At 48.2% G+C, this 21,103-nt stretch carries 23 protein-coding genes; 10 read left to right on the forward strand and 13 right to left on the reverse strand.

What is annotated here, in order from left to right:
• Positions 1-8 precede the first annotated feature (8 nt).
• Positions 9-860: a hypothetical protein gene (locus JG50_RS0116940; protein ID WP_033102287.1), complete on the reverse strand. Its 852-nt coding sequence runs from the start codon at positions 858-860 to the stop codon at positions 9-11.
• 387 nt (positions 861-1,247) lie between these two features.
• Here JG50_RS0116940 and JG50_RS0116945 point away from each other — a divergent pair, with 387 nt between their 5' ends.
• Positions 1,248-2,951, forward strand: a complete 1,704-nt coding sequence (locus JG50_RS0116945) for an aromatic amino acid hydroxylase (RefSeq protein ID WP_033102288.1) — start codon at positions 1,248-1,250, stop codon at positions 2,949-2,951.
• Between the two features lie 71 nt (positions 2,952-3,022).
• Here the strand turns inward: JG50_RS0116945 and JG50_RS0116950 are convergent, their stop codons facing one another.
• On the reverse strand, positions 3,023-4,096 hold the full coding sequence (locus JG50_RS0116950) for a M42 family metallopeptidase (protein WP_033102289.1): 1,074 nt from the start codon (positions 4,094-4,096) through the stop codon (positions 3,023-3,025).
• Positions 4,068-4,781 (reverse strand): YneB family resolvase-like protein, encoded by a 714-nt coding sequence (locus tag JG50_RS0116955; protein ID WP_052154443.1) that lies wholly within the window; start codon positions 4,779-4,781, stop codon positions 4,068-4,070. The genes JG50_RS0116950 and JG50_RS0116955 overlap by 29 nt, the downstream gene beginning before the upstream one ends.
• An 80-nt stretch (positions 4,782-4,861) precedes the next feature.
• Here JG50_RS0116955 and JG50_RS19580 point away from each other — a divergent pair, with 80 nt between their 5' ends.
• The 3 genes from JG50_RS19580 to JG50_RS0116965 all read left to right on the forward strand — a co-directional run bounded on the left by JG50_RS19580 (position 4,862) and on the right by JG50_RS0116965 (position 6,627).
• Complete coding sequence (locus tag JG50_RS19580) at positions 4,862-5,038, forward strand: DUF896 domain-containing protein (protein ID WP_081944021.1); 177 nt, start codon at positions 4,862-4,864, stop codon at positions 5,036-5,038.
• Between the two features lie 88 nt (positions 5,039-5,126).
• Entirely contained in the window at positions 5,127-6,032 is a 906-nt protein-coding gene (locus JG50_RS0116960; RefSeq protein ID WP_033102290.1) for a DMT family transporter, read from the forward strand.
• A 106-nt stretch (positions 6,033-6,138) separates the two neighbouring features.
• Positions 6,139-6,627 carry a GNAT family N-acetyltransferase gene (locus JG50_RS0116965; RefSeq protein WP_052154444.1) on the forward strand — a complete coding sequence of 163 codons (489 nt, stop codon included), beginning with the start codon at positions 6,139-6,141 and terminating at the stop codon, positions 6,625-6,627.
• 28 nt (positions 6,628-6,655) lie between these two features.
• Here JG50_RS0116965 and JG50_RS0116970 read toward each other — a convergent pair whose 3' ends face one another.
• Complete coding sequence (locus tag JG50_RS0116970) at positions 6,656-7,636, reverse strand: glycoside hydrolase family protein (protein WP_033102291.1); 981 nt, start codon at positions 7,634-7,636, stop codon at positions 6,656-6,658.
• Positions 7,637-7,877: 241 nt separating this feature from the next.
• Here JG50_RS0116970 and JG50_RS0116975 point away from each other — a divergent pair, with 241 nt between their 5' ends.
• On the forward strand, positions 7,878-8,336 hold the full coding sequence (locus JG50_RS0116975; RefSeq protein ID WP_033102292.1) for a MarR family winged helix-turn-helix transcriptional regulator: 459 nt from the start codon (positions 7,878-7,880) through the stop codon (positions 8,334-8,336).
• Between the two features lie 88 nt (positions 8,337-8,424).
• Here the strand turns inward: JG50_RS0116975 and JG50_RS18460 are convergent, their stop codons facing one another.
• The 3 genes from JG50_RS18460 to JG50_RS0116985 are packed head-to-tail and all read right to left on the reverse strand — an operon-like array spanning position 8,425 to position 11,752.
• Entirely contained in the window at positions 8,425-10,905 is a 2,481-nt protein-coding gene (locus JG50_RS18460; protein ID WP_235281727.1) for a phosphoenolpyruvate synthase, read from the reverse strand.
• The gene (locus JG50_RS20790; protein WP_235281729.1) at positions 10,881-11,042 is read right to left on the reverse strand and encodes a hypothetical protein; all 162 of its coding nucleotides are present in this window, start codon (positions 11,040-11,042) and stop codon (positions 10,881-10,883) included. Before JG50_RS20790 ends, JG50_RS18460 begins: the two co-directional genes overlap by 25 nt.
• A gap of 59 nt (positions 11,043-11,101) precedes the next feature.
• The gene (locus tag JG50_RS0116985) at positions 11,102-11,752 is read right to left on the reverse strand and encodes a TetR/AcrR family transcriptional regulator (protein ID WP_033102293.1); all 651 of its coding nucleotides are present in this window, start codon (positions 11,750-11,752) and stop codon (positions 11,102-11,104) included.
• A 160-nt stretch (positions 11,753-11,912) separates the two neighbouring features.
• Here JG50_RS0116985 and JG50_RS0116990 point away from each other — a divergent pair, with 160 nt between their 5' ends.
• Entirely contained in the window at positions 11,913-12,461 is a 549-nt protein-coding gene (locus tag JG50_RS0116990; protein WP_033102294.1) for a DJ-1/PfpI family protein, read from the forward strand.
• Between the two features lie 69 nt (positions 12,462-12,530).
• Here JG50_RS0116990 and JG50_RS20935 read toward each other — a convergent pair whose 3' ends face one another.
• Complete coding sequence (locus tag JG50_RS20935; protein ID WP_258560257.1) at positions 12,531-12,659, reverse strand: hypothetical protein; 129 nt, start codon at positions 12,657-12,659, stop codon at positions 12,531-12,533.
• Between the two features lie 166 nt (positions 12,660-12,825).
• Between JG50_RS20935 and JG50_RS0116995 the strand changes: the two genes are divergently transcribed.
• Positions 12,826-13,647 (forward strand): dienelactone hydrolase family protein, encoded by an 822-nt coding sequence (locus tag JG50_RS0116995; protein ID WP_033102295.1) that lies wholly within the window; start codon positions 12,826-12,828, stop codon positions 13,645-13,647.
• 56 nt (positions 13,648-13,703) lie between these two features.
• On the opposite strand, the gene JG50_RS20370 is transcribed toward JG50_RS0116995, so the two are convergent.
• The 3 genes from JG50_RS20370 to JG50_RS0117005 form a co-directional block, all read right to left on the reverse strand.
• Entirely contained in the window at positions 13,704-13,865 is a 162-nt protein-coding gene (locus JG50_RS20370; protein WP_160173932.1) for a hypothetical protein, read from the reverse strand.
• An 18-nt stretch (positions 13,866-13,883) separates the two neighbouring features.
• Entirely contained in the window at positions 13,884-14,807 is a 924-nt protein-coding gene (locus JG50_RS0117000; protein ID WP_374057985.1) for a cation diffusion facilitator family transporter, read from the reverse strand.
• A 194-nt stretch (positions 14,808-15,001) separates the two neighbouring features.
• On the reverse strand, positions 15,002-16,597 hold the full coding sequence (locus JG50_RS0117005; RefSeq protein WP_033102296.1) for a bifunctional metallophosphatase/5'-nucleotidase: 1,596 nt from the start codon (positions 16,595-16,597) through the stop codon (positions 15,002-15,004).
• A 268-nt stretch (positions 16,598-16,865) separates the two neighbouring features.
• Between JG50_RS0117005 and JG50_RS20375 the strand changes: the two genes are divergently transcribed.
• Entirely contained in the window at positions 16,866-17,042 is a 177-nt protein-coding gene (locus tag JG50_RS20375) for a hypothetical protein (RefSeq protein ID WP_160173933.1), read from the forward strand.
• 40 nt (positions 17,043-17,082) lie between these two features.
• Here the strand turns inward: JG50_RS20375 and JG50_RS0117010 are convergent, their stop codons facing one another.
• Complete coding sequence (locus JG50_RS0117010) at positions 17,083-17,706, reverse strand: LysE family translocator (protein WP_033102297.1); 624 nt, start codon at positions 17,704-17,706, stop codon at positions 17,083-17,085.
• A 687-nt stretch (positions 17,707-18,393) separates the two neighbouring features.
• Positions 18,394-19,275, reverse strand: coding sequence for a LysR family transcriptional regulator (locus tag JG50_RS0117015; protein ID WP_033102298.1), 882 nt, complete (start codon positions 19,273-19,275; stop codon positions 18,394-18,396).
• A gap of 161 nt (positions 19,276-19,436) precedes the next feature.
• Here JG50_RS0117015 and JG50_RS0117020 point away from each other — a divergent pair, with 161 nt between their 5' ends.
• Complete coding sequence (locus JG50_RS0117020) at positions 19,437-20,858, forward strand: non-oxidative hydroxyarylic acid decarboxylases subunit C (protein WP_033102299.1); 1,422 nt, start codon at positions 19,437-19,439, stop codon at positions 20,856-20,858.
• A 13-nt stretch (positions 20,859-20,871) separates the two neighbouring features.
• Positions 20,872-21,102 carry a non-oxidative hydroxyarylic acid decarboxylases subunit D gene (locus JG50_RS19585; RefSeq protein WP_081944023.1) on the forward strand — a complete coding sequence of 77 codons (231 nt, stop codon included), beginning with the start codon at positions 20,872-20,874 and terminating at the stop codon, positions 21,100-21,102.
• The last annotated feature ends 1 nt before the right edge of the window (position 21,103 follow it).

The raw sequence follows: 21,103 nt of genomic DNA on the forward strand, positions 1-21,103 counted from the left end.
CACCCCCATCAAAGGTGATGCAAAATGTCATGCCCTTCTTTCTTGATTCGTTCATTCACAAAAACCAATGCCAGATAAATCGGGATCACCGGATAAAGGAAGGGCGCGATGAGCAATTGATATCCGTACACAACGGTCAAAAGCAGCCAGTCTGGCGATGACACAACGGCCACTCCGTACAGTTCCGCGGGCACGAGATAAGGAATGGAGAGGATGAAGGAAAGAATAAATATATGCAAGGCGATCATCCCCGCTGAGCCTTTTGTCAAAGACCAACTCCGCTTCAGGGACCCCAGGACCGTCCCTCCCTCTTCATGGATCACCGGGATGACAAAAGAAAATTTGGCAAAGAAATAAAGCCCCGGCACGCAAATGGCCAGGAAAGAAACAAAAGAAGCGGCTAAGACCGAAAAATCCGCATCCGCGCCGGATTGTGTCAAAACAGCAATCGGAACACCGATGATCCCGATGATCACCAAAAAAAGGGCAAAATAGAACAAACATAAAATCAGCTGGGCAAGCCACACTTTTCGACCGTTTCGCCAGGCGGCGCGAAACAAAAATCGGAGGCCAGCTTCCCCGCTTTGAACTGACTGATATATTGCATTTTGCAAAAATGGGTAAAGAAAAAGGAGAAAAACCAATATTTCGGCAACTTCAACGCCGATCATTTCCATTGCCGATACTGCGCTTGGAGAAACCATCTGTTTCACATCCATCCAGTTAAACCACAGGGCAAACGGCAGATTCCCCAAAAATGACAACAACCAGTACGGTTTCAGATGACGGCGCAGTATGCGGAATGCGCCATCCAACAGCTCCCGCTTCCCATATGGAGCATGGTATGAACGTTCCTTCACTGCCTCACCTCCCAACGAAAACATTATAACTGAATTCATTGCCTAAAGGTTGTGTCATACTGGAAAATTCTTTAACAGGATTGACAAAATACGCATGCTTATTTACAATTACTTTATCGCTTAAAAGCGTATAAGCTTAAAAGCAATAAAGAAAACCGTATATTTTCTCATCTGCAAGAAAAAAGTAGCCGTCAGTACGTACAGCAAACAGAGACCGGGTGGGTTGGTGCAAACCCGGGTGCCCTGCCGGTGAATTACAACTTGCCGTCAAAGATGAGGCAACCATAAAAGTGGGCAAATCAGGCGATTTGTCAAATAGGGTGGTACCGCGGAGCTTTCGTCCCTATGGTGACGGAGCTTTTTTTATTTTGTAAAGGAGTGAATGCCATGAGTTTTGTCTCACTGCAAACGAAGAAAATCCCGCCTCACCTGAAACGTTATATCGCCCGGCAAAAATATGAACGCTATACTCCGATCGATCAGGCCGTTTGGCGATATGTAATGAGGCAAAACGTTCATTTCTTCAAGGAGCGGGCTCATGCCGCATACCAGGACGGATTGGCGAAAACAGGCATTTTAATCGAACGGATTCCGCGCATTGAAGAAATGGATCAATGCCTGTCCCCGTTTGGCTGGGGCGCTGTCCCGATTGACGGCTTGATTCCCGGGGTGGCCTTTTTTGAATTTCAGGCGAACGGCTTATTGCCCATCGCCACCGACATTCGCACATTGGGGCATATCGCCTATACGCCTGCTCCGGACATTATTCATGAGGCAGCCGGACATGCACCCATTCTCAGCGATGAGACCTATGCCCGTTATGTGAAAACATTTGGGAAAATCGGTGCCAAAGCGTTGGCCAGCAGGGAAGAAAACGAGGTTTTTCAGGCAACGAGACGGTTAACCCAGGTAATGGAAAATCCTGAATCCACTCCCGATGATATCAGGAAAGCCGAACAGGAACTGCAGGAAAAACGGGCCGCCGCCACAACCGTATCAGAAGCAACGCTCATTTCCCGCTTGTACTGGTGGACAGTGGAATACGGTTTGATCGGTGATTGCGACAATCCCAAAATTTACGGCGCAGGCCTTCTCTCGTCGATCGGCGAAGGGCAGCATTGCCTTTCCGATCAGGTCAGAAAACTTCCGTTTGATTTGGAAACATGCATCGCGACGGACTATGATGTCACCAGACCGCAGCCGCAGCTGTTCGTCTGCCGGGATTTTGAGCAACTGATTGATGCGGTGGAAACATTCTCGGCGCGCATGGCTTTTCGCACAGGCGGAACGGAAGGACTGCAAAAAGCGATCGCTTCCGGCGATGTGGCAACGGTGGAGTACAACACCGGTTTACAAGTGAGCGGCGTGTTTACACACATGATCCGGGACGACAGAGGAGAAGCGGTTTACATGAAAACGACAGGACCGACCGCTCTCGCCTTTCATGGGAACGAATTACCCCGTCAGGGTACGAAACGCCATGCTTCCGGATTCGGTGCGCCGATCGGAAGAGTAGTGAAGCAAAATGGAAGCGGGGAGCCGGGAAGTACCATCGACTGGCACTGGGAAAGCGGTCTCCGGGTAACCGGCAGAGTATCAGACAGGATCGAAGAACATTCCCATCCGCTTTTGCTCACCCTGACCGACTGCACAGTCACTTACAGAGGCGAGACGCTTTTTCATCCCGATTGGGGCGAATACGATCTCGTAATTGGCCGGGAGATTGTGTCCGTGTTTGCCGGAGCTGCTGATCCTGGAAAATACTATGCCGATGAAGCAGAGCCGAAGCTGGATGAGGAACCGGTTCCTTCCTATTCTACCCTGGATCACTTATACCAGGCGGTGCGTGAAATCCGCGAAGGCAAAACATCGGTTGAGGCGTTGCCCTCAATTGCCCGAACCCTGGATGATATCTGCCCCGGCGATTGGCTCCTCCGCCTCGAAATCCTTGAAATTTGCAGGGATAAAGGAATTTACCGCCTTCTCGCCGACCGGATCCAACATGAACTGGAACAGTTGGGGCAGGATGACCCATCTCTCCATTCCCTGATCACCAACGGAATGCGTTTGTTAAACCGGGGAAACAGTTAAGAAAATCGTGCGGAGAAAAGAAAAGACCAGATCGCGGCAAAATGATTGCCTTCCGATCTGGTCTTTTCAATTTAACGGGGCAAAATGGCTTCAAAGGCAGCGCGATCCAACCGCTTCATCAGAGCAATCGCAAATGCTTTAGCCGCTTCGATATCCTCTTTGTCCACAACTGCTGCATGAGAGTGGATATAGCGGGCGCAGATGCCGATCGCTGCCGAGGGAATCCCGATGCCCGTCTGATGCGCCCTGCCCGCGTCTGTACCACCTTGGGAGACGAAAAACTGGTATGGAATATTTTCCGATTCCGCCGTATCGAGCAAAAAGTCCCTCATCCCGGGAAGCGTGATCATGGAACGGTCGTAAAGCCGAATAACCACTCCTTTTCCAATCTTGCCAAAGCCGTCATTCACGCCCGGAATATCGCCGGCCGGTCCGGAATCGACTGCAAAGAAGATATCGGGGTCAATCAACGTGGCTGCTGTTCCTGCGCCGCGCAAACCGACTTCTTCCTGCACTGTGGCCCCGGCATAGATCACGTTCGGATGATGATTATGTTTCAAGCCGTCCAGCAGCTCCAGGACAAGGCCACAGCCGAACCGGTTATCCCAGGCCTTGCTCAGCAAGCGTTTCCCACCTTCCATTTCCACGAACGGGAAATGAGGAACGGCAACATCCCCGGGGCGAATCCCCCATTCTCTCACTTCTTCTTCGCTTTCCGCTCCGATATCGATAAACATTTGCCCGATTTCCACCGGCTTCCGTCTTCGCTCCTCGCTCAAAAGATGAGGCGGAATGGAGCCGATGATCCCCGGAATGCGCTTGCCGGAGCGGTTGATCACGTCAACGCGCTGGGCCAACATCACCTGGGACCACCAACCGCCGAGGGGTTGAAACTTCAGAAATCCTTCGCTGGTGATTTTGGTCACCATGAAGGCAACCTCATCCATATGACTGGCGACCATTACCTTGGGGCCGTTTGGATCACCTTTTTTCACCCCGAAAAGGCCGCCCAGCCGGTCCTGGATGATCTCTCCCGTATATTCGGATATGTATGAACGCATGATTTTTCTCACTTCATGCTCAAACCCCGGCGCACCGGGAGTCTGCGTTAACTTTTCAAAACGTTCCCATTGAATCGTTGCCATCCTTTACTCCTCCAACTCTATCGTTGATTCTGCCATCTCTTTCTTCCAACTTTTTCTTCCATTCCTGATAACGGCGATGAACGGTCGCACGGGACACATCATAGCCAAATCCTTTTAGTGTGGCAGCAATCTCTTCAAACGTCAGTTTCTTTTCTTTCAGGGCCACAATTTGCTCCATCGGCACTTCTTTTTTCTCTCTTCCTCCCATCCCCTGGTTTTTCAGATTTTTGGCCGGATTAAATCCTTTTTCCCGAATGGCCCGCCGCATGCCCCAGCTGATTTTCTGGTTCATCATTTTGCGCTGCAATTCTTCAACTTTGGCGATGATCGAGAGAACGGTCGATTCGCCGGCATCGAGTTCCAGTTCCCCTCCCTGTTGTTTGCAGAAGATGCGTACATTGTGACGGGACAACTGGTGAATGATCGCCAGCTTGGCTTCTCCGCGGCCGAGCCTTGTATCATCCTGAACCAGAAGCGCCTGAATTTTCTCTTTTTTGACCGCCTCCAGCATTTCATACAGCCCCCGGCGATCAAGGTCAAATCCGCTGTGCTGTTCCGCGATGGTCTGAACAGTCTCCATGTTTAATTCCCGCGCCCATTCCGATAACTCCTCGATTTGCCTTTCCAGGCTTGTTTCCTGTTCCTCTTTTTTGGTGCTGACCCTCGCATAGATCAAAGCTTTCATAAAGTAAAAACCATCATCCTCTCAAGTTCTTGCACAAAAACAGAGATTTGGGTAAAGTGTCTTAGAAGGAGTGATTCGAAATGATCGATCAACAACTGATCCAGCGCATTAATGAGCTGGCCCGCAAGAAAAAAGCAGAAGGACTGACAAACCAGGAAAAGCAGGAACAAGCCAGATTATATCAAGTCTACCTGAAAGCGATCCGCGGACAGGTCAAACAGCAGTTATCGCAAATCCGTTTCGTGGATAAGCAATGAAGCACATCATATCCATTATATAGCACGCATGATCATCATACAAATCCACCTCGTTTTTGACGGTGGATTGGCAAAAGGAGTGGAAATATTGAAACATTGGCTCGGGCCCCTGTGTTTATCGGCTGCCGCTGCCATTTGGGGAGGGATGTATGTGGTCAGCAAGGTGGTTTTGGCCTGCATTCCCTCGTGGATTTTACTGGAATGGCGATTTGTGATCGCCCTGTTCATCCTCGGGCTATGGGCTCTCCGCAAACGGGAATGGCGGGTAAAACCCGGGGATCTTTGGCTGTTTGCGCTGATCGGGCTCGTCGGCTATACAGGTTCAATCGGACTGCAGTTCATCGGCACTCACCTGTCAGGTGCGGCGATGGGATCATTGATCACCTCCGCTTCCCCTGCCCTCATCTCCCTGTTCGCATGGTGGATCTTGAAAGAAAAATTGAACTTATCCAAAACAAGTGCCCTTCTCCTCGCGACGATCGGGGTGCTGATCGTCAGCGACCTGACCGGGCTCACCGCTTCATCCCCTTCCTTTGCAGGAAATCTCGCTCTGATCGGCGCAGCGCTGACCTGGGCGCTTTACACCGTTTTATCCCGACTCAAAACCGTCACCTACACCTCTTTGACCGTTACCTTCTGGGCAAACACATTCGGGGTGATATTTACCGCACCGTTCTTCGTCTGGGAATACCGGAACCATCCGTTTACCGTTCCCCACAGTCTCTGGATCTGGATCGGCATTCTCTACATTGGCATCATCTCGACTGCTCTCGCCTTTTATCTCTGGAACAAAGGATTTGAATATGTGGATGCTGCCACCGGCTCGCTCTTTTTCTTCATCCAACCGATTGTCGGCAGTTTGCTGGGGGCATTCACCCTAGGGGAAAAACTCTCATGGAACTTCTATCTGGGGGCACTGCTCATCGCTGGCGGCATTTATCTGTCTGCACTGAAAAAATCGGATAAGCGTCACAGCCTGTCAAAAATGATGTAAAAAATCGTAGCAACTTCTCTTTTATTTTTGTTTTTTCAAAGGTTTCAATACAGTAAGATATAAAAAACATATTTCTACTAAAAACAATCCAGCGAAGGTGATACAGATGGATCTCACCCGGCCCTATCGCGTGGAAAAGGGGCAATACTATATCAGCACTGACCGGAAACGGTTGGATCTTTCTGTTATACAGCAATTTCTCAATCATCAATCCTACTGGGCGCAAAACCGCACACTGGAACAGATCAAACGTACCATAAACCACTCTCTCTGTTTTGGGCTCTATACAACAGACGGCAATCAGGCAGGATTCGGTGTGGTCACCGACTATACAACTTTTGGCTACCTGGCGGATGTTTTTATTCTCCCGGAACACCGCAAACAGGGTCTGTCAAAATGGCTGCTTGAAACCATCCTCAATTGCCCCTGTTTGGCAGATATTCATCAATTTACGTTATATACAAGAGATGCGCACGGCCTGTACGCCCAATTCGGCTTTAAACGCCTGGAAGACCCGGAACGTTTCGACAAATTCATGGAATTGTTTCTTGCTCACAAGAAATTTCCGCAAACCAAAAAATCGAGGACCCTATGACGTCCTCGATTGCATTCCTGCCTTTCTCTTATTCCCCCAGCTCCTGCACCAGACGTTGGAATGTATGAAATGCCGGTTTCGGCGTGTAATCATCCCGCATAATGCCAAATTGATGAAAGAGATCATCCTTGGAACTGTCCGCATCCCGCAGGCCGAAGAGCTTATAATGAGTAATATTGAGTTCATGGCGCAATTGATAAACGGTGCGGATGATCAGCTCAAGCACTTCAGCCTGCCTTTCGTAAGTTCGGTCATGGCCGGTAAAGGGATTTTTGCCGGTGGGCCATCCGTTTTCAGCGATGTGGATCGGGATGGTGTCGGGAATTCCGGCTGTTCTGAGATTCACTTCGCGCAAACGACGCAGCAAGCGCTCTACTGAACCGGGAATCTCATCTGCGGAGAGTGGCTCTTCAAATACATCGACATAAAAATTATGGGCGACATAATCCAATGAATCTGTAAATGTCTCCCCTCCGATCCTGGCCAACTTCTCCCAGAAATCAGCAGCCGTTTTTGGGCCGTTGTCCGGTACGGAGCCAAAACCAATCTTCACTCCCACATTGGCTTTTTGTGTTTCTTCCTTTGCCGCAATAACCCCCTGCACCAACATTTGCACAATATTCGGATTTGCTCCGTCCATGAAGGTCAAATTGGGTTCATTGGTAATTTGCAGCGAAGCGATCTCGGAACCGTACTGTCTGATGATTTTCCGGATCAGCCCGAGCCAGCGCTCCATCTCTATGTCCGGAGCCAAAGAACCTACCGTCAAGTCTCCGATCAATCCCGACCGTACATATTTATCCACAATGGATAAAAGTTTCTCATCCGTGTCAGCCGGTCCTGTATAAACGAGATACATTCTGGGCAACAGTGATTTTGCCTTTCCCCGAAGACGTTTTAACGCAAGTTGAATCTGCTCATAGTCGTCCTCAGGCCCGACAGCCAAGCCGGCGGGCGTGCCGGCCACACCAAGCGGATAAATTCCGAACTTCAACCCTGGTAAATGCATTGAAAATCTCTCCTTCTCACTTGAAATTTGCCCCACATGGAACAACCTGCTCTATTGTGGTAAACTAAGAAATCATTCCTTATTTCTCATCTGCACAAACAGTAAACATAAATTAACCTTTAACCCTTGATCAGTGCGATAAATCCCATAAAAAATAAATAATTATTTACCATCTGATCAACTCAATCATAAATTATCGTTGACTGATTGTCAACAGAGTCAGAGGAAAGGAAGTTGAGCGGTGCCTGCCAAAACCGAACAACTCGCAGCTAATATTATTCAGCTTCTTCCTTTGCTTCAGGACAAGCTGTTCAAACCTGCATTGCAGAATGCATCAAATCTTAAAAAACAGTCCGATTTAACCCATCTGCAATTTCACATTTTGGAGGAACTGTTCCCGATTGAAGACGGAATTTCGATGACCCGATTGGCCAAAAACATCAATATTTCCAAACAGCAATTAACCCCGTTGGTCAATAAGCTCGAGGAAAAGGAATATCTCATCAAAAGGCAGGATGTCAGCGACAGGCGATATGTCAAGCTCATGTTGACTGAAAAAGGAAAAAACCTGGTGAAAACGCGGTGGGAAGATATACATTCTTTGCTGATCAACCGGATCAATCAACTTGGTGAAGATGAAAGGATTGATCTGGACTACGCAATCCACAAGCTTCTTCGCATCCTTCAAAAAATGGAGTAATCCGGCATGATCAAGAAAATTACCCCACCTGATGCTGGCGGGGTAAACAATCATTTATCAAACGGAAAGCAATCAGCGGGGATTCCTGTCAATTATTTTCATCAAGGATCTCCACATATCCGTTGGTTCCATCCACACGGACATACTGACCATCCTTCAGAATCCGGGTCGCATTTTCCACACTGACAACGGCGGGAATGCCGTATTCCCGGGCCACGACGGAACCGTGGGTCATCATGCCCCCGACTTCCGTCACAAGTGCCTTGGCCGAATGGAACAAGGGCGTCCAACCGGGATCTGTGTAGGGAGCGACCAAGATGTCTCCTTTGTTCAGTTTTCCTTCTTCCAATCTGCGAACAACCTTGACATAGCCTTCCGCAACACCCGCGGAAGCAGGAATGCCGACCAAAGCCCCAGGCGGTGCCTGCTCGTTGCGGATGACCGCTGAAAATGTTTCCCCTTCACTGGTGATGACGAACGGAGGAGTCAGTTTTCGGTAAATCTCTTCCGATGCCTTGCGGGAACGGATCCGTTCATGAACTTCATCCTTTTTCAGGCGGTCTTCCAGCAAGGCGATCAATTCGTCCAGCCGCAAATAATAAACGTCCTCTTTCTGCTCAAACACCCCTTTTTTCACAAGGGTTTGGGCTTCTTCCAAAATGGTTTCCCGATAAAGAGAGAAATAACGAATCATGATATATTTGGGCAGTTCACGGATGCCCACTGTATTTCGGTAAAGAGAGATGAGCCGGGACATTTTTTTCGCTTTCCTGTTGCCGCAGCGCTCCTTCACCCGTTTAAGCAAGTCCTGAATCGCTTCATGGGCTTCCCGTTCTCCGTTTTTAAATTTTTCCCGGTGCTCTCCGGGGGCATTGCTTCTCATATGGCTGAGAATGGACGGGACGAGCATGGTGGGCGCTTCCCTGTAACGAACCCGTGTAATGTCGATTTCTCCGGGAGCCCTCATGCCGAATCTTTCCATGAACCGCTCCAATTCCGCCCGGAATGCGTCACCGCCTTCCACCCGGCTCAACCCCTCGTAAAACGTGCGGTCTTCTGCCTGTTCCAGGTACCGGACGACTTCGGGATAAGGTCTGGCCGCATCTGCCAAATCCCCGATCGCCAGCCCCATTTCGCTGGTGATGTTTCCGGGTGGAGACTTTTGAATGGAGGGGCTCAATTCTTCTCCCAGCCATTTTTTCAGTTTTCTATTGATGACCGGCAAGGCAATGAATCCGGCATAGGTGTAGGCCAAGGGATCGACGATCGTCTCAAAAACGGCTTGATCGCGGATCAACCGAATCCGTTCCGATCCGGTGCGTTGGGACAATGCCTGTCTGAACCGGGCCAAATCCTGTTCATATGTGGCAAAGGCCTTTTTCAGCGCGAGTTGCGGATCTTCCCAATACCAAATCTGGATCAACCGGGGAATGATCTTCCGGTACAGGCCCAACATCAATTTCAATGTACCGAATGCTTTTCGCATCCCGCCCCGCTTTGGTGCCAGCTTTTGAAAATCTTCGCTTTGGATCACTTTTTTCAGCGCCACCAGGTTATCATCGGCAACCGTGCTTTTGAGAATCTTTCGTTGAACCGGCTTCAGGAACAGGAAACCGGAACAATTCCAGTAAAGACGCCCGCCCACCTCAGGAAACTGAGAGGTGACATCATCAAGGGAAATGAGCGATTGAAAAACCGAGATCCCGAGCGGCTTCATATAATCGGTCATCATTTGCGAATGGCCAACCGAAAGATAGACGCAATATTCGCCATTCTTTGACGGAGGGACCGGATAGAGGGAAGTAATCGGGCGGCTTTGGAGAATATAGAGTTCATCGCCCTTCAAACACCACTCGATATCCTGCTCGGAACCGTAATGATTTTCGATTCTTCGTCCCAGTTCCGCCAACTCCAAGATTTTGTGGTCCGGGAGCACTTGTTCCTGGCGAAGTTCAGGCGGCAGTTCACGGATTTCCGTTCCGCCCTCCTGAACCGGAAAAACCCCTTTTTCTTTTTTGGCAATCTGTTTTTGGATAATCTCATAGTCCCGGACTTTGTACAAATCTGCCGTCACAATGCCGGAAACGAGCGCCTCTCCCAAACCAAATCCGGCATCGATGGAAACGGTGCGCCGATGTCCGGTGACTGGGTCTGCCGTAAACATAATGCCGGATGCTTCCGGAAAAACCATCTGCTGAACGACGACGGACAGGAAGACGGAGCGATGGTCAAATCCGTTATTGGCCCGGTAAGTGATGGCCCGATCGGTAAACAGGGACGCCCAGCATTTTTTGACGGCGTCGAGGAGTGCTTCTTCCCCTTTTACATTCAGATATGTTTCCTGCTGCCCGGCAAATGAGGCAGTTGGGAGGTCCTCGACGGTCGCACTGGAGCGGACGGCATAAGCGTGCTCTTTGCCCAGCGCCTCCCAAGCTCCGACGATTGCCGATTGTATTTCCTCCGTTAACGGAAGCTCAAGCAGGTGGTTGCGGATTCTCTCCCCCCACATGCGGATCTCATCAAGCTGTTCCGGTTTTAAGCGATTTAACGCGTCCAGCCATTCATCCAACTCCCCGCTTTTGGCGATAAACTGGCGATAGGCCTCTGTTGTGACGCTTTGGCCATTTCCCCCAGATTCGCACCCTTTCCGCCGACCATCGGCAAACAGTGGCGATCGATCTCATCAAAGCGAAGAACATAGCTCATCACTATTCACGTCCCCAATCTGTATGGTTATATTCACCCAAATCACTCAGCCTGGCTGTTCAAGCCTTTTCGCTGGTTCGGTAAACGCCGTATTTGAGGATATCGAGCATCTGTTTGTAATCATTAAACAACTCTTCCCATTGATCGAGGCCCTTCCCGGGCTGTTCCAAAGCCTGTTTCACCAGTTGCTGGGCAATGGCATTCAAGCTTAAAAAGATCAGGTAAATCGCTTTTTCCACATCCAGATCCTCGCGGAATTTCGAGCAATCGACTCCCTCCATCAGAAACGGCATGGCAATCTTTTGGAAATAAGCGATGCTTTGCTCCGCCTCGCGCGGGAACTTTGCCAAAATCTCGTTGTAAGCCGAAAGCAAAAAAGAGTAAAGAAGCGGTTGTTGCAAAAAATAACGATACTTGATTTCTCCCAGATACAGGATCCGGTCGAAAATGTCATCCGGCCAGTCCGCTGATGCCGGAACCACCTCCTTCATTTGACTGATATACTGCTGCACACAATGGTCAAAGGTAGCCAGGAAAAGATGTTTCTTGCTGCCAAAGTAGTGAAACAGCAGTCCTTTGGAAATGTCGGCTTCCTGGATGATCCGATTGGTTGATGCATTTTCATAACCGCGTTCCGCAAATTCGCGAATCGCCGCCTGAAGAATTTTTTCTCTTTTCTCTGCAGGAATCTGCTGGTAAAGATCATTCAATTTCGTATATCCCCTCCATTGACCACTTGGTCAACACGATTGATAAATCCATTTTAATTCCCATCGACCACTTGGTCAATAGGATAATTTGAGTGTTGCAGGAAAATCGGACACCGACATCGTAGTAATGAAATGGAACGAAATAAATGGAGGGATTGACATGGCCAAAGTGTTGATTCTGTCCGGCGATGCGGTCGAAGCGCTGGAGATCTTTTACCCCTATTACAGGCTGCTTGAGGAAGGACATGAAGTCACGATTGCCGCTCCGACCAAAAAGAAATTGCAAACGGTGGTCCATGATTTTGAACCGGGGATGGATACATTCACGGAAAAATTAGCATACGGTCTGGATGCGCATGCCTCCTTCTCCGAAATTAACCCGGCTGAGTATGACGGTCTTGTCATCCCTGGCGGAAGAGCGCCTGAATATATCCGGCTCGAAAAGGAAGTACCGGCCATCGTGCAACATTTTTTTGAAACAAATAAACCTGTTGCGGCTATTTGCCATGCTGCGCTCGTGTTCAGCGTCGTTCCGGATAGCGTGCGCGGACGCCAGTTGACCGCCTATACCACTTGCCGTCCTGAAGTTGAAAGTGCAGGCGGACAATATATAAAGGAACCATTACATGTTGAAGGAAATTTGGTCTCCGCCCATGCATGGCCTGATCTTCCCGGATTCATGAGGGAATTTCTGAAGAAGTTGCCATAGACATCCTTGCGGAAAAACCTGATTTTAACCTCGAATCAGGTTTTTCGCATTTATTTCATTGTTTTGTGATCATTTTCCCGGATCGCTTCGTCTAATACGCTGTTTTCCGACCGGCAGAAACGGGGTTGGCGGATGAGCTGCGGGCAATCCATTTGTTGGATGAAAGACGGCACCGATCGGCTGACTTGTTTTTTTCATTTCGGATAAATTCATCCTGTTGTTGTATTTCTTATAAGAGAAAAATCTTTGTTTGTGAAGCAAACCTTTTTATAAATAAATATTTAATCTCCCGAATTAGTGGCAAACCGAAGGAAAGTTTGAAATAATAGAAGGAAGAATAACTTACTTTAAGGAGAGTGCTAGCATGAGCTTACATAAGGAATGGATTCAATTTCAAGATGGTGATCAAACGTACCGACTGTACACCGCCAGGCCGGCACTGGCTGAAGGCCCGCTCCCGGCGATCATCGTCATTCAGGAAATATGGGGGACTGATGAACACATCCTGGACGTGACTGAGCGTTTTGCTAAAGCAGGTTATTTGGCCGTTTCCCCCGATTTGTTTGCCGAAAATGGACAACGTCCGCCTTCGATGACAAATGAGCGCATCACAAAGGTGAAACAGTTTCTGAATACAATTCCGCCAACGGCCTGGCACAGTCCGGAAAAGCGTGAAGCGGAGTTGAAAAAACTGCCCGAAGCGGTACGCAGCGAAATTGACGAGACGTTTCAAAATGTGTTTGGCAGCCTGGAAAAATTCCCGAAATTCATTGCTCAATTAAAAGCGACGGTTCGGTTCCTTTCTTCCGGGGAATACCGTCTCGTCAAAAAAATCGGATCCGTCGGCTTCTGCATGGGGGGTGCCCTTTCCGCTCTTTTGGCAACGGAAGTTCCGGATTTGGGCGGGGCAGTCATTTTTTACGGCCGCTTTCCGGATGAAGAAAGGATTGCCAAAATTGAATGTCCGGTCATCGGCTTTTTCGGCGAACTGGATGAGAGCATTAATGCCGGTCTGCCACAGTTTGTGGAAAACATGAAAAAAGCGGAGAAATCATTTAACTATAAAGTTTATCCGGGGGCACAACACGCTTTTTTCAATGATACACGCCCCTCTTACCACGCGGATGCCGCCCGCGATGCCTTTGCAAAAACCCTCTCGTTTTTCAATGACGTGCTCGGTCAATAAATTATTCATCCGGCCTGAGATCATTACCAATCCCAGTCCGGATGCCTTCCCACTCCTTAATCCCGTTCCCGGCTCAGATACTCGCTCGGATAAGGCTCTCCTTCGGGGTGGTGGTTTTTAAATTGGCTCAACCTCCCGTTTTTATGCTCCCCCTTTTGCACCTTTGCCGTTTGCGGATGGTTATTCTCTCCTCTTTTGCCCTGTTTGTTTTCACTCATCGCTAAATCCTCCTTTACTCAGTAATCGACCTCATTTGCTTTCACTGCCGATTCATTTTCATACCACGGATTGATATGCACCAATACTTCCTGCACGTCATCAAAACGCTCCATCACATTCTTTTTGATGGCACGGGAGATATCGTGCCCTTCCTGAACCGTCATCTCTCCCGGAACGCCGACACGCACATCCACGAGAATATAATGCCCGTGTTCCCGGGCCCGGATCCGGTCAATGCGCTTCACTCCCGGCACGGCGGATATGATCGCGGCAAATTGATCCAATTTTTCCTGGGCCACATTGCGCTCCATCAGGATATCGACCGCTTCCCTCCCCATATGGATGGCCACTTTGAGGATCAACAGAGAAACCACAATACTGGCGAGCGGGTCCCCGTATTCCAGATAGGGAATGCGGGCTTGGCGTCCCAAAAGAGCAAGGCCGATCCCGATCGCCGCAGCCAGAGAGGAATAGACATCTGACAGATGATCATAGGCGGTGGCGATTAATCCTTTGCTGTTTACTTTCCTGCCGATCCGGATGGTGTAAATATATAAGACCAGTTTAAACAGCAATGAAAAAACGGTCGCAATCAACGAGATGGCATGAGCTTTTGGCGGAGGCAGGAACAACGCTTCGATCGACTGATAAATCATCCAGATGGCAGCCAGAAAAAGAATCACCGCCACGATCCCCGAAGCAATCACCTCCGCCTTTCCATGTCCGTAAGGATGTTCACGATCGGCCGGCATGGTTGACACGCGCATGGAACCCAGCGTGGCAGCGGAAGCGACCACATCCGAAGCATTGTGAGCTCCGTCGGCGACTAGCGAGGGACTGCGATACAACCAACCGACCATAAATTTAACCAACGTGAGAAGAATATTGCTGACCAGGCTGACCCATGCGACAGCCATGGGAGATCTCATTCGCTTGTTCACATCATTCACCCATTTATACTCTTTACTTCTTCGCAAAAATTAAACAAAAAATCCCGGTCTCCGGTCGGGGACAATGTTTTCCGACTCCCGACGGAAAGAAAAAAGAGCGGCTCCGTGTCCGCTCTCCCGTTTATTGAAAAAATACTTGGTTGAAGCTTCTCTGTGTAAAGTTGTAAATCCGCCCGCCTTTCCGGTCAAGGAGCTGATTGGATGCGCCCTTCAATCTCCGCATGGAAAGGTTGCGGCAATTGTTTGATATATTGAATCAGAGCATCCAAATCAGTTGGTCCGATCACGACATTTTTCCCGCCGGTGAAAACCGTAAATCTGTCTCCCCCGCTTGCCAGAAAATTGTTGGTCGTGACGGTGTAGGTCTGGTTCAAATCGATCGGTGTACCGTCCGCTCCCGTCATGGAAACGATCCGGTCATCAGCCGGGCGGCTGGGATCCCAACGGTATTTCAAACCGGATATCTGCAACATATGGACGCGGTCGGGATCCTGGAATTGTTGATTGAGCAGTTGCTTGATCTGTTCTCCGGTCAATTCCATTTTCTCCAATTGGTTTCCGAAAGGCTGTGTTGTGTACAAATCGCCCCATGTCACATCCCCGGCAGGCAAATCTGCACGAATCCCCCCCGGGTTCATAAAGGCAAAGTCGGTATTCATGGCCGAACGTTGCGCATCGGCAATCAAGTTGCCCAGCGCCGACTCCCCTGCCTCATTTTGCGTCCGTGTGATGGCGGCAGCTGTCTTCCTGATCACCTGGTTGATCAGCGGACCCACTTTTTTCTCCGCCTCCGCTACCATTTTGGCTACCTGAGGATCGGGTTTGATTCTCTCCTGGTACGTAGTAACGATTTCCCCATGTTTGCTTGTCACATCTTTACTGCGGCGATCAATCGTCAAATCCACATCAGAAAAAGCAGTCCCATAACTGTAAGCTTGTACAATTAATTTTCCGGCAACGGTTCCGTTCAGATAAGTGTGGGTATGACCGGCAAAGATCACATCCACTTCCGGATCGATTTTCCGGGCAATATCTGCAATCGGCCCTTCAATCTTTCCTGTATCCCGGTTTTGATTTCCGCCTTCATGAGCCAGGACGATGATGGTATGAACTCCTTTTTGCTTCAAAACTTTTACCCAGCGATTGACAGCGGTCGCTTCATCGATAAATTCCACATCTTTGACGTGATCCGAAATGACGATCGAGGGAGTCGTCCTGGACACCACCCCGATAAAACCAATCGGTATTCCTTTGACACGTTTGATGGTGTATGGAGGAAGAATGGGTTGATGTGTCTGTTTATCCAAAACATTTGCACAGGTGTAAGGAAAGGAAGCCCCTTCAAAATCCCCGGTTTTCTCATGGTATCCCCCGTAGATCAGCCGCATCATTTCCGGGATGCCCTCGTCGAATTCGTGATTTCCGATGGTTCCTGCATCAAACCCCAAGGCGTTCAGGATCCGGATTGTCGGCTCATCCTGCAAAAGAGCGGATACAGGTGCGCTGGCTCCCACCATATCACCGGCTTGAACCAGCAGTGTATTCGGGTTTTCCTGCTCCCGCTTTTTCAGGTAAGCAGCCAGAACTGCGGCCGTGCCGACGGGTTTGCCGTCCACCATGTTCGTCTTATCCAACTGGCCGTGGAAATCATTGATGCCGAGCAATTGAACATGCAAGGAATGAGGCTCTTTCGCCGGGAATCGGAAAGCGGTCATAAGTGAAATTGAGCCAATGGCCAAAACCATCGACAGCAAAATCCGCCATGTTTTCATTCGCAGCATATTTCTCCCTCCCCTGAATTCATAAAAAATAAGAATAGTTTCATGCATTCATTAATATTTTAAATTAATAAGAAAAGTAAATCAAAATCGCAAATGTGCTAATACATCTTTACTTTGCCGCAGATCGAAAGGTTCAAAAATAAATTGACAGTGCATGAAGAATATGCTAAAATCCAAAAACAGTCAAACAGGAGAAAGGTGGTATTAATCTCAATCATGATATCCGACAGCACAAGACCCCACCTATTACCGCTCGGTGCGCGAATGGATGAAAGAAGTGCTAAATGATCCCAATGCGCCGATCCTGCCGCTGATCAACAAGCAGCTGGTAGACGACATCGTCGAACATAAGTTTTCCGAAGCTCCCTTTGAAGTGGGAAAAATGATGGAATATCTGGTTCAGGTCAACTTCTGGTTGCAAGAATACCGGATCACCCTCGTTTAAAGAACATGCCCCTGTCTCCATTGCGGGAAAGGGGCATCTCTCATTTTTCCAGCAGGGCCAGCCGCACACCCAAAAGAGCATAAACAGCCGCCTTGACATAGCTGATCGATTTGGAACCCATTGATTTTTTCAACAGTTTTTCTCCCGCCATTCCGGAAAAAACAGAGACGAGGGAAAAAATCAGCAAGGCCTGGACAAAAAACAACCCGCCGAGCGTAATCATTTGCAGCGGAATTTTCCCCACAGCGGGAGAAATAAACTGGGGCAGAAACGCGAGAAAGAAAATGGACACCTTGGGATTGAGCACGTTCATCAGTATGCCGCGCTTATACAATGAGAAAAAACTCCTTTTTGGTTCAGTTGCCGATAAGCCCGACCGGCCGGTCTCCTTCAGCGACATCCAGGCCAGATACAAAAGATAGGCAGCCCCGGCATACTTCAGCAACTGAAAGGCAACCGCCGAATGATAGAGCAAAGCGGAAATCCCGACCGCCGCTGCAAATGTATGGACGATCAAACCTGAACATAATCCAAGGGAAACAGCAATGCCATCCCGTTTTCCCTGGGAGACGCTCTGGGTGATCACAAACAGAAGATCCGGGCCGGGCAAAAGTGTCAGCGTGACCGACGCCATGAGAAAATAAAGGATATTGGCAAGTTCCACTCGCGCTCTCTCCCTTTTTTGTTTTTCTATTTGATTCGCAGGAAATCTCCCCGCCCACGCAAAAATTAATCATCTACTGCCAATTTTACAATGAATATTTGGTTATTCAAGATCTGATTAAAAAGAACAAATAAGAGAGACCGCGATTCTACGTGGCACCCCGAGAGATTCGCTGGAAGGAAATTTTGTCCTTGTTTTTTTGTTTTTCTATTAAATCCCCTGCAAAATCATATCTTCCTCAAAACAGATTTCGAAATTTCGAGATTCGGCAAGTAATTAAAAATAATGAGCTTGTAATGGAAGGTTAACAAGTTATAGTTGCCAATATCCCCAAATACTCTGACTCATTCTTTTTGAAAATCTTCACGGCTTGTCAGATAATGAATTACAGGTGAATGTTTGGGAAATGTTATCGAGCAAAGTGAGATGGGTTTGGCCATCTCACTTTTATTTTTCTAACGATTATTCGGTCGTGGCTGGCATCTCCATCAAGATTGCTTAAAAAGCATCATCCTGTGGGGGCCGATTCCATTCCTGTATCGTCCCCTTCACTCCTCCAAACCACTAGCAAAAATGGCTTGAAACCAAATGGGGCTTCAAGCCATTTTATCAATCGTCGTTCGCTGCCTCCAGGCCTAAAAGGAGAAGGTATCCGTACAGGAGCCGGTTTATTATTACAAATAGTTGCTATTGTACAGAGTCGATCAGGATTTCTTTAAAATGTTGTGCTGCTTTTGACATATATCGATCTTTAACCCATACAAGCGCAGTATCTGATTTTATGTTAGGTGTAATTTCCGCATATGATAATGTTCCTTTTGGTCTTAAACGAGTCGCCAATTTTGGGACAATGGCAATCCCAACACCGGAGTCTGCCAGTGTCAGCAGTGTCGCAACATCAGGACTTTCGCAAATAATTTTTGGGTTAATGCCAAATGCTTGACAGGCCTCAATAAATTGATTAAAGATCCCTTGCCCGCCTTGTCCGTGTAAAACCATGAGAGGATACTTTTCAAGCTCCTCTATTGCAATCGTTTCCTTTTCGAAAATATTCCAATCCCTTGGTTGGACAGCAACAAGAGGTTCTGCTTGTAAGCGAACCATGGATAAATTTGGGGTTTGTAAGGGCAATCTTATTATGCCAAGCTCAATATCCCTATTCTGCAAGAGTTCCTCGACTCTGTAGGAATCTTCCACCCAAAGGTGAAAGGAAACGAGCGGATACTTTCGCTGAAAAGTTTGGATAGATCTGGGTAAGTAAGATATACAGGACATTACTGTACCTATTGACAGTTTCCCCCGAATACCGGCCCCTTGTTCCTTTACTTCCGATATCATTCCATCAACTGAATTTAAAATTTCCTTTGCTCTATGATAAAAAGTCCATCCGGCCGGAGTAAGATTTAACTTTTTGTTATTGCGTTCAATCAGCGTTACGCCAAGCTCCTCCTCCAGTGCTTTCAATTGCAGGCTAAGAGGAGGTTGAGCGATGTGCAGACGATTCGCAGCGCGTGTAATTTGTCCTTCTTCGACAATCGTTACAAAATAAAGCAGTTTCTTCAAATCCATGGCCAATCGCCTCTATCATATGTAATATATATGATTTGGATATATTATATATATTTTACTTATCTTCGAACTAGTGCTAACGTAAAAAATGTAAGTAACAAACGAAAGGTTATCCAATAGACCTACCATTTTGTAATCAATGTGCATGAGGTGATTTACGGATGGTTTACAGGGACTTGCGTTCGTTCTTGGAAAAGCTCGAAGAAGAAGGACAACTAGTGCGTATTACGCAACAGGTTTATCCTGAACCGGATTTAGGTTCAGCAGCTCGTGCAGTTAACAATCTTGGAGACCAAGCTCCTGCCCTGCTTTTCAACAACATTTTCGGTTATAACAACGGACGAGTGGCATTAAACGTCCATGGTTCATGGCCCAATCATGCTCTGATGATGGGGCTTCCAAAAGACACTCCGGTTAAAGAGCAGTTTCTGGAATTCGCACGCCGTTGGAAAAACTATCCCGTTCCGGTCGAAAGAGTTGACACAGCACCCTTTCACGCCAATCAAGTAACAGAAAATATCAATCTTTTTGACATTCTCCCTTTATTCCGCTTGAATCGTGATGACTCTGGGTGTTTCATTGACAAGGCTTGCGTTATCAGCCGGGACTTAGATGATCCGGATCACTTCGGAAAGCAAAATGTAGGTATTTACAGGTTGCAGGTAAAAGGTAAAGACCGTCTTGGCATTCAGCCGATTCCTACACACGATATTGGCATTCATCTGAGAATTGCTGAAGAACGCGGGGAAAATTTACCGGTAGCCATAGCCATCGGGTGTGACCCTGTCATTACCACGATTGCAGGTTCTCCTCTGACTTATGAGCAGTCCGAATACGAAATGGCCGGTGCCATTCAAGGGGAACCCTACCGAATTGTACGCGCCAAACATTCAAACCTGGATATTCCTTGGGGAGCAGAAGTGGTATTGGAAGGGGAAATCATCGCAGGCTACCGGGAATTGGAAGGTCCGTTCGGGGAGTTTACCGGCAGCTATTCAGATGCCCGTCATCAACCTGTAATCCAGATTAAAGCCATCTACTATCGAGATAATCCCATTTTTGAAAATTTGTATTTGGGAATGTCACCGACTGAAATGGACTTTATAACCAGTATCAACACATGCGTACCCCTTTACCACCAGCTTAAAGAAGCTTTCCCCGAAGTAGAGGCCGTTAATGCCAACTTTACGCAGGGGTTAATAGCCATTATCTCCACTAAGACGCGATTTGGCGGATTTGCCAAAGCCGTGGGCATGCGTGCGATGACCACACCGCATGGATTGGGGTATTGTAAAATCGTCATTGTCGTAGACGATTTTGTCGATCCTTTCAATTTATCTCAAGTCATGTGGGCTTTATCAACCCGAGTCGCGCCCGACAAGGATTTGGTAGTCATTCCAAATGCATCAGTATTATCTCTGGACCCAAGTTCTGAGCCGCCGGGAATAACTCACAAGCTCATTATCGATGCAACTACACCGAAAGCACCGGAGAGTCGGGGAGAAGAATTCGCGCCAATAGTGGAACCACCGCGAGACACCGTAAAATGGGAAAAAATCTTAAAAGAATTAATAAACAAATAAGAGGTGATACACAGTGACTACATGCCCTCGCTGTGATTCGAATGAAACAAAGGTTTTGTGTGAGTCTCCCGTAAAAGGATGCTGGATCATGTACTCATGTCCGGTCTGTACGTTTACGTGGAGATCAACGGAGCCCGAAGCCATTACCAATCCGGAGATGTACAACCCACGATTTAAAGTGGACCCGTCCGACATGGGCAAATATCAGATTCATCCACCCATCGCCCAAAAAAGAAAAAGTTAGT

The organism is Thermoactinomyces daqus, from assembly GCF_000763315.1.
GTDB classification, from domain to species: Bacteria; Bacillota; Bacilli; order Thermoactinomycetales; family Thermoactinomycetaceae; genus Thermoactinomyces_A; species Thermoactinomyces_A daqus.